We start from the raw sequence: 6,442 nt of genomic DNA on the forward strand, positions 1-6,442 counted from the left end.
ACTGCCTACTAGAATGAAAGCCCCCCCTTCACCAGGGATCCACCTCATGGACCTCATCCTCTGGCGCCACGCCGAAGCCGAAGACGGCATCCCTGACATGAAGCGCAAGCTCACTCCGCGTGGCGAAAAGCAGGCACAGCAAATGGCCGCCTGGCTCGCCACCCACGCACCGGAGAACCTGCGCATCATCGCCAGCCCCGCCAAGCGCTGCCAGCAAACCGCCCAGGCACTCGGCCGGCCGTTCGACACCGAGCCGCGCCTCGCTCCCGGCCACAGCGCCGCCGACCTCCTCGCCGCCATCGACTGGCCGGACGGCCCCGACGCGAACAGTCACGCGATCCTCGTCGTCGGCCACCAGCCCACGCTCGGCCAAACCGCCGCCCTGCTGCTCGCCGGCAGCGAAGCCGACTGGTCGATCAAGAAGGGCTCGGTGTGGTGGTTCTCCAACCGGACACGCGGGGAAGAAACGCAGACGATCTTGCGGGCCGTGGTGCCGGTAGAGCTGGCTTAAGCCAGCCCCCGCTTATTCTGCCCCTTGCGACTTAGACGGCCAGGCAATCTGAATCTGCCGGTGTTGCGTGACACAGTCGGGGAGATAAAGATTTGTCAGGCTCTGGTACGTCGCATTCCGAGCGGAAATGATCCGGATAACGTGTCCTGAATCTCGCTCGCAATGGCACACAAGGAGAAGTTGAGTGCCAGTGCTCATGTCTAGCAACAAGAAGCGATCCTCATCTCCGGAATGCCCCTCGTCAAAGAACTGAACGGCAAACTCATCGTAGAAGACGCTCTGCGCCTCCTCAAAGGAAACGCCGTGCTTTTCCAGTATCGAAGAGCAATCACCGACTGGACTCCGGCCTTCGCCGGGGTGACGAGTTCAGACACTACCTCGCCGAATCAACAATCTGCCTGCCCACGCAGATAGAGGGTATCGGGCGAGAGGTCAATTTCATCACTCCAGACCACCGTCCCGTACTCGACATGGGCACGCATGAACAACCCAGGCTCCTTGAGCGCCGCATATGCGGGAAAGTCAAGATAGGGACGCATGTCGAAACGGCGCACCTCCCCTGTATCAAATTCGGCCACGATAGAATAGTCAGGCGCTGCCACAACCTTGACAACGTCAGGGGTCATTGCCAACTCCTCAACGCAATGGATCAATCTTGAATGGCGTTTGACCGGTACTTGCCAAATGCCAATCGGCCATCAGTTCATCCTGATGCAGTTCAACCCACGCTTCAACCAGCTTCATTTGCCGCTTTGGCAGATCCCCCTCCAGCAACTCGCCATCCGGAATTTTCAGCACGGCCTTGAAGTCGTTATAGCGAATGTGAAATGTGGATGATGATGCTTTTCGGAGTCGAGAACATACATCGCCACCAGGACGACAACCCGCTCGTCGCAGTGACACGGAAGTCAAGCGAAAACCGGGGTCCCCGGTTATTCCGGTTATTCGTATTCGTGCAGAAAAGGCGGGGGCAACCGACGCCCCGTTGCATGTAACGAAAGCCAAGGCTATGATGTTGCATGTAACAAGACAACAGGAGTCTTCACATGCCCGGCACACACGTAAATACGCGCGTTCAAAAGCACCGCAACGCATTGCGAATGGCAGGTCTGCGCCCGGTGCAAATCTGGGTACCTGACACCCGGCGGCCCGACTTCGCCGAGGAATGCCGCCGCCAGTGCCGTATTGCCGCCCAGGCAGACACAATCGACAAGGACATTCAGCAACTCATGGACGCGGCCCTCGCTGACGCTGACGGCTGGGCGGAATGATGCGCGGTGAATTCGTGACGATCGCCATGCAAGGCGATTTCGGCAAACCACGCCCCGCTCTGGTCATTCAGGCCGATCAATTCAACGAACACGCCTCCATCACGGTATTGCCCGTCACCAGCGCCCTGATTGCCGCACCTCTGCTACGCATTACCGTTCAGCCTAGCGAGGAAAACGGCTTGCAGAAACCCTCTCAGGTGATGGTCGACAAGGCACTGACCGTCAAGCGCGACAAAATCGGGCCGGCCTTCGGGCGCATTGACGCAAACGTGATAGTGGAAGTTGAACGCTGCCTGGCGCTGTTTCTGGGCATCGCGAAATAAAGGGGTCATCGCGCTTTACCGGGAAAAGCGTGATGAAAATAATGGCTGCCAAGCTCTGCGCAGGCGCTCAGCCGGCCGTTCGACACCGACCCGCACCTCGCCCCCGGCCACAGCGCCGCCGACCTCCTCGCTGCGATCGACTGGCCCGACGGTCCCGACGCGAACACTCACGCTATTCTCGTCGTCGGCCACCAGCCTACCCTCGGCCGCACCGCCGCCTTGCTGCTCGCCGGCAGCGAAGCCGACTGGTCGATCAAGAAGGGATCGGTGTGGTGGTTCTCCAACCGGGCGAGGGGCGGAGAAACACAGACGGTGTTGCGGGCAGTAGTGCCGGCGGAACTGGCATGAACAAGCCCAAAGCAGCATTCCGTTCCACTTCCGAATCGATTGACAGGCCCCATATTAAGATCTAAATTTGACTCCATTTTCAGAGCCAGGAGTCAAGCGATGCAAACAATCCTTGCGGATATCGCAGTCAGTATGTCCGAGTTCAAGAAAAACCCCGCTTCAGTATTGCGCGAGGCGGACAACCGCCCGGTGGCGGTCCTTAACCACAACAAGGCGGCCTTTTACATGGTTGAACCCAAGCTGTTCCAGGCAATGCTGGAGGAACTGGCCGATCAGGATCTCTATCGCAACGTGTTGGCGCGAGCGGCAGAGAAGGAGCGCGCAGTCGAGGTCGACATTGACGAAATCTGAGCCAACACGGAAGTACAAGTTCCGGCTTTTTTTCGTCCCGTCGGCACTGAAGGAGTGGCAAGCCCTGGACGGCTCGGTAAAGGAACCGCTACGGAATCTGCTGCGCAAGCGGCTGGACAATCCGCACGTTCCTGGCGGAGCGCTTCATGGCGAGCTTGCGGGATACTACAAAATCAAGCTCAGGAAACAAGGGTATCGTCTGGTCTATGGCGTCGAAGACGACAAGCTCATCGTAATGGTCATGGCGGTCGACAAACGCGAAGACGGCGTGGTTTATCGCTCAGTTCTCGGGAGACTGGGCGAAAAGGTTACCGAACTGGCCAGAACCGTCAAAGGAAAACTCTCGCTATAGCCCCCAGCTTTCGCCGGGGTCACGTATTCTTCTGCATTTCCCGAGGAGAATCGCATGGGACGTATGTACAACCCGCCGCACCCCGGCGAAACCTTGAGGGAAGATGTGCTGCCAGCGATCGGCTTGACGGTGACACAGGCCGCGAAGGAGTTGGGTATCAATCGGGTAACGCTGTCACGGGTACTGAATGGAAAAGCAGGCATCAGCATCGACCTGGCCTTGCGCCTTGAAGCATGGCTGGACGGCCCGACAGCAGAGAGCTGGCTGAAGGGACAGCTTGCCCATGACCTCTGGCAGGCCGAGAAGCATAGACCGGTGGTTGGAGTCAGGCACGCGCAGCTGGCTTGAAACAACCAGGCTAATCGTTCCGACACCGCCCCCCGCCCTGCCGGGCACACAAAAAGAAGAACCCCGCCGAGGCGGGGTTCTGTTAATCGGGGTCTGTCCCCTATTATTACTGATCAATTCTTCACGAATGATTTCGTTAGGCACGCACCAGAGTATGCCCAAACAAGCCGTTGCGTACCCGCCGCGCCTTCAGCTGTCGGTGTAAGGACGCATGTATCTGCAGCCAGAATTCCCTTGTAAGCATTTGGCGTGGCGGTAATTACTCCATCCGCAACAGCCAAGCTATTGAATGCTTTAGTAGTCGACGCCGTAGGAGTAACGGGCAGATTCGTCGCCACGCCACCATTTGTTGCAGCATCCATATCGGCCAAAGCGATTCCGCCTTGGAATCCTTCCTCAACAGCAAGCTTGTAAGGCGCCATTGCACCGATCACTTCGGTGTAAGCGGCTTTTTTGATGTAATCCTGATAGGCGGGGATCGCCACCGCCGCCAAAATACCAATGATCGCCACGACGATCATGAGTTCGATCAGGGTAAAACCTTGCTGGACTTTTTTCATTTGCATCTCCTTTGGTTGAGGACAACGGGAAGCCCGTTGCCAAGACACAATCAAATTGCGTGCCAGCCTGAGCAACCCCGCGAAACGCCCAAAAAGGCTGGCTTCGGGAACATAATTGCGCCGCGATACGTCAGACGCTGACAAAAAACGTCACCCAAGGCACGCTTTGCGCCAGTTTTTCAGGCACGGATACAACACGTTCCCTCTTCAAACATTCCCTTATGGCCAACAGCAAGAAATACCAGATCACCGTCACCGCCCGACCGCAATACGTCGCCGACCAGTCGGCCCCGGACACGGAGCGCTACGTGTTCGCCTATACGATCACTCTGGAGAATGTCGGCACGGTGACCGCGCAACTGATTTCGCGGCACTGGCTGATCACCGACGGCAACGCCAACGTGCAGGAGGTCCGCGGCCTCGGCGTGGTGGGCGAGCAACCCCTCCTTCAGCCGGGCGAGAAATACGAATACACCAGCGGCTGCCAGCTCGACACGCCGGTCGGGATGATGCGCGGCAGCTACCAGATGGTCGCCGAGGACGGCACGGCGTTCGAGGCGGAGATTCCGGCGTTTACACTGGCGATACCGCGGGTGTTGCACTGAAAGGACGTCTATTCCGCAGTAAATCCCTCGTAGCTCACGCGGATGGCTCAGTCTCATCCTCCATGTCAGCTGCAGGGGCGCTGAGCCTTCGCACAGTCAGTGCACAGCGTTGCTCAATCAAGGTCAGGATCTGCTCAACCAAGGCGTAGCCGGCGAAGCCACGCCTGGGGTCTGACTGCAGTTCACGCGCGGCAGACGGCATCGACTTCGCCAAGGCCAGAATCCGTTTTCTGGCCTGAGCCTTGCCGAGGCCGACTGCTTCAGCGAACTGCTCCCAGTGCCGTGCCTGGACTTCACTGAACTTGTACTTGCTGCCGATCTTCATCGCCATCTTGGGCGTCAGATTCGGATAGACCACCGTCGACAGTACATCGTAGAGCGGCGCCAGCACGGGAGCCCTGTTCGAGTACAGCAGCGAAAAGTTCTTGGCGTGCGCGTCGTGATTGCCGATCAGGGCATTGAAAATCACGTAGTCGAGCAAGCGCAGGACCTGCGGCGCACTGGGGCGCGTGATGCGCCGAACCAGGTCGAAACATTGCGCCAGATCCGGGCCACCTTCATTTTGGTATTTCATTTCCGGTACCACGCCCAGCGCCTGGCAAAAGTCCTCTTGATGCAGGCGCTGCCGCCGGCCTTGCGCATCGGCCCCCCGGTCATAACGCTCGACCAACAGGAACTGTCGCCCCAGCACAGAATGCACCCGTGACTTGGCCGGCTTGAGCTGCATAGCCTCGGCCAGCGCCGAGCAAAAGCCTTCGTTGGTGACTGTGTCCGCCAGGGTACGAATAGCGGGCTTCAAGATATGTGAGCTGGGCGTTCCATTTCTCGGCAGACCAATCCGGGCGCCATCGAAGACCACCGGCAGTTTGTCTTGAGCGCCCGCCAGTGAGAGGCGCAAGCCATCCTTGCCGGCCAACATCGGCCGATGCGGCAGTTCATCGAGGGTGGCGACGATTTCCTCTTCGCTCAGCCACTGAACGTCTTCAGCTTGCTCAGGACTGAGCATCGGCTGCCCTGGCTCCAGCAAGGTCACGGCCCCGGCACACTCACCCCCGATGTGATCGAGCAGCGCAAAATCATTCTGGCTCGACACCTGAAATTGCTGTGCGATGAGGCGCCGGAGTTGTCCCTCTGGCAACAGTCCAGCAAAGAAGGGCCGAGTGTGGTGATCGTCGAATGGTTCTGCTTGCAGAGGCAGTGAGCTGGACAGGGTCACGGCGTCAGGGCGTGAGAGCCAATCCGGGGCGTAACGGAAATTCAGCCGGCCATCGACCAGGGCCAGGGAGCCAACCCGCTCAGCGAACAGCCAGACTTCCAGCTCACGCGCCATGCTCGTGGCCCTCAGGGTGATTTTCAGGGGCGGAGGATGGCAAGCCGATCATTTGGAGCGTTCCACCCAAGGCGTCGATCACGCGCAGCACGTTTTCCAGCCGCAGGGTGGGCTTGCCCGCTTCAAGGTCGACGATGAAGCGCACACCGACCCCGGCTGCCAAGGCCAACTGGGGCTGCGTCAGGCCCAGTTGCTTGCGTGCAGCACGGAGTGCGTCACCGAGTTGTTCCGTGGTTCGTATGGAGCTGATCATTGGTCAAGTTTCCCGTTCGGGAAATTATCGACCAGTTTGAAGAAGAGCGCAATAGATATTTCCCGTTCGGGAATTTTTCAAGCAACGGTGCGCTTACATCGGCATAGGGGGCAGCCCTTATAGGCTGCGCCCCTGCCACACCACCCGGCATGCGGGTCCGCACCGGGCGGTTCGAGAAGTTGAGGTCATG

General features: G+C 58.8%; 15 protein-coding genes. 8 read left to right on the forward strand and 7 right to left on the reverse strand.

Annotation, left to right across the window (positions count from 1 at the left end):
- Nucleotides 1-46: 46 nt before the first annotated feature.
- Nucleotides 47-511 carry a SixA phosphatase family protein gene (locus BO74_RS13110; protein ID WP_496442832.1) on the forward strand — a complete coding sequence of 155 codons (465 nt, stop codon included), beginning with the start codon at nucleotides 47-49 and terminating at the stop codon, nucleotides 509-511.
- Nucleotides 512-523: 12 nt separating this feature from the next.
- On the opposite strand, the gene BO74_RS13115 is transcribed toward BO74_RS13110, so the two are convergent.
- From BO74_RS13115 to BO74_RS13125, 3 genes are all read right to left on the reverse strand, one after another.
- Nucleotides 524-829 carry a BrnT family toxin gene (locus BO74_RS13115; protein WP_496442833.1) on the reverse strand — a complete coding sequence of 102 codons (306 nt, stop codon included), beginning with the start codon at nucleotides 827-829 and terminating at the stop codon, nucleotides 524-526.
- Between the two features lie 68 nt (nucleotides 830-897).
- On the reverse strand, nucleotides 898-1,137 hold the full coding sequence (locus BO74_RS13120) for a DUF2442 domain-containing protein (RefSeq protein ID WP_496442818.1): 240 nt from the start codon (nucleotides 1,135-1,137) through the stop codon (nucleotides 898-900).
- Between the two features lie 10 nt (nucleotides 1,138-1,147).
- Nucleotides 1,148-1,606, reverse strand: coding sequence for a DUF4160 domain-containing protein (locus BO74_RS13125; RefSeq protein ID WP_496442819.1), 459 nt, complete (start codon nucleotides 1,604-1,606; stop codon nucleotides 1,148-1,150).
- Between BO74_RS13125 and BO74_RS13130 the strand changes: the two genes are divergently transcribed.
- The 6 genes from BO74_RS13130 (at nucleotide 1,558) to BO74_RS13155 (ending at nucleotide 3,504) form a co-directional block, all read left to right on the forward strand.
- Nucleotides 1,558-1,782, forward strand: a complete 225-nt coding sequence (locus BO74_RS13130; protein ID WP_496442820.1) for an antitoxin MazE family protein — start codon at nucleotides 1,558-1,560, stop codon at nucleotides 1,780-1,782. The genes BO74_RS13125 and BO74_RS13130 overlap by 49 nt on opposite strands.
- A complete protein-coding gene (locus tag BO74_RS13135) occupies nucleotides 1,779-2,105 on the forward strand; it encodes a type II toxin-antitoxin system PemK/MazF family toxin (RefSeq protein ID WP_496442821.1) in 327 nt (108 codons plus the stop codon). The genes BO74_RS13130 and BO74_RS13135 overlap by 4 nt, the downstream gene beginning before the upstream one ends.
- A 219-nt stretch (nucleotides 2,106-2,324) precedes the next feature.
- Nucleotides 2,325-2,453, forward strand: coding sequence for a hypothetical protein (locus BO74_RS13140; RefSeq protein ID WP_496442822.1), 129 nt, complete (start codon nucleotides 2,325-2,327; stop codon nucleotides 2,451-2,453).
- A 99-nt stretch (nucleotides 2,454-2,552) separates the two neighbouring features.
- A complete protein-coding gene (locus tag BO74_RS13145) occupies nucleotides 2,553-2,804 on the forward strand; it encodes a type II toxin-antitoxin system Phd/YefM family antitoxin (RefSeq protein WP_496442823.1) in 252 nt (83 codons plus the stop codon).
- Complete coding sequence (locus BO74_RS13150) at nucleotides 2,791-3,156, forward strand: type II toxin-antitoxin system RelE family toxin (RefSeq protein ID WP_496442824.1); 366 nt, start codon at nucleotides 2,791-2,793, stop codon at nucleotides 3,154-3,156. Before BO74_RS13145 ends, BO74_RS13150 begins: the two co-directional genes overlap by 14 nt.
- Nucleotides 3,157-3,210: 54 nt before the next feature.
- Complete coding sequence (locus BO74_RS13155; RefSeq protein ID WP_496442825.1) at nucleotides 3,211-3,504, forward strand: HigA family addiction module antitoxin; 294 nt, start codon at nucleotides 3,211-3,213, stop codon at nucleotides 3,502-3,504.
- 113 nt (nucleotides 3,505-3,617) lie between these two features.
- Here BO74_RS13155 and BO74_RS13160 read toward each other — a convergent pair whose 3' ends face one another.
- On the reverse strand, nucleotides 3,618-4,064 hold the full coding sequence (locus BO74_RS13160; RefSeq protein WP_496442826.1) for a pilin: 447 nt from the start codon (nucleotides 4,062-4,064) through the stop codon (nucleotides 3,618-3,620).
- A 221-nt stretch (nucleotides 4,065-4,285) separates the two neighbouring features.
- On the opposite strand from BO74_RS13160, the gene apaG reads away from it, so the two are divergent.
- Nucleotides 4,286-4,669 carry a Co2+/Mg2+ efflux facilitator ApaG/CorD gene (apaG, locus tag BO74_RS13165; RefSeq protein ID WP_496442827.1) on the forward strand — a complete coding sequence of 128 codons (384 nt, stop codon included), beginning with the start codon at nucleotides 4,286-4,288 and terminating at the stop codon, nucleotides 4,667-4,669.
- A gap of 34 nt (nucleotides 4,670-4,703) precedes the next feature.
- On the opposite strand, the gene BO74_RS13170 is transcribed toward apaG, so the two are convergent.
- The 3 genes from BO74_RS13170 to BO74_RS13180 all read right to left on the reverse strand — a co-directional run.
- Entirely contained in the window at nucleotides 4,704-5,999 is a 1,296-nt protein-coding gene (locus BO74_RS13170; protein ID WP_496442828.1) for a type II toxin-antitoxin system HipA family toxin, read from the reverse strand.
- On the reverse strand, nucleotides 5,989-6,252 hold the full coding sequence (locus BO74_RS13175; RefSeq protein WP_496442829.1) for a helix-turn-helix transcriptional regulator: 264 nt from the start codon (nucleotides 6,250-6,252) through the stop codon (nucleotides 5,989-5,991). Before BO74_RS13175 ends, BO74_RS13170 begins: the two co-directional genes overlap by 11 nt.
- Nucleotides 6,215-6,442, reverse strand: a 228-nt coding sequence (locus BO74_RS13180; RefSeq protein ID WP_496442830.1) for a hypothetical protein, incomplete at its 5' end; no start/stop codon positions are given. The genes BO74_RS13180 and BO74_RS13175, both read right to left, overlap by 38 nt.

The sequence above is a fragment of the Propionivibrio pelophilus DSM 12018 genome, assembly GCF_059569095.1.

Bases quoted from the DNA above. Each gene is read 5' to 3' on its own strand.
- BO74_RS13175 (WP_496442829.1), bottom strand. From the start codon at position 6,252: ATGATCAGCTCCATACGAACCACGGAACAACTCGGTGACGCACTCCGT.
- BO74_RS13135 (WP_496442821.1), top strand. From the start codon at position 1,779: ATGATGCGCGGTGAATTCGTGACGATCGCCATGCAAGGCGATTTCGGC.
- BO74_RS13170 (WP_496442828.1), bottom strand. From the start codon at position 5,999: ATGGCGCGTGAGCTGGAAGTCTGGCTGTTCGCTGAGCGGGTTGGCTCC.
- BO74_RS13120 (WP_496442818.1), bottom strand. From the start codon at position 1,137: ATGACCCCTGACGTTGTCAAGGTTGTGGCAGCGCCTGACTATTCTATC.
- BO74_RS13145 (WP_496442823.1), top strand. From the start codon at position 2,553: ATGCAAACAATCCTTGCGGATATCGCAGTCAGTATGTCCGAGTTCAAG.
- BO74_RS13155 (WP_496442825.1), top strand. From the start codon at position 3,211: ATGGGACGTATGTACAACCCGCCGCACCCCGGCGAAACCTTGAGGGAA.
- BO74_RS13125 (WP_496442819.1), bottom strand. From the start codon at position 1,606: ATGCGTTGCGGTGCTTTTGAACGCGCGTATTTACGTGTGTGCCGGGCA.
- apaG (WP_496442827.1), top strand. From the start codon at position 4,286: ATGGCCAACAGCAAGAAATACCAGATCACCGTCACCGCCCGACCGCAA.
- BO74_RS13160 (WP_496442826.1), bottom strand. From the start codon at position 4,064: ATGAAAAAAGTCCAGCAAGGTTTTACCCTGATCGAACTCATGATCGTC.
- BO74_RS13130 (WP_496442820.1), top strand. From the start codon at position 1,558: ATGCCCGGCACACACGTAAATACGCGCGTTCAAAAGCACCGCAACGCA.
- BO74_RS13110 (WP_496442832.1), top strand. From the start codon at position 47: ATGGACCTCATCCTCTGGCGCCACGCCGAAGCCGAAGACGGCATCCCT.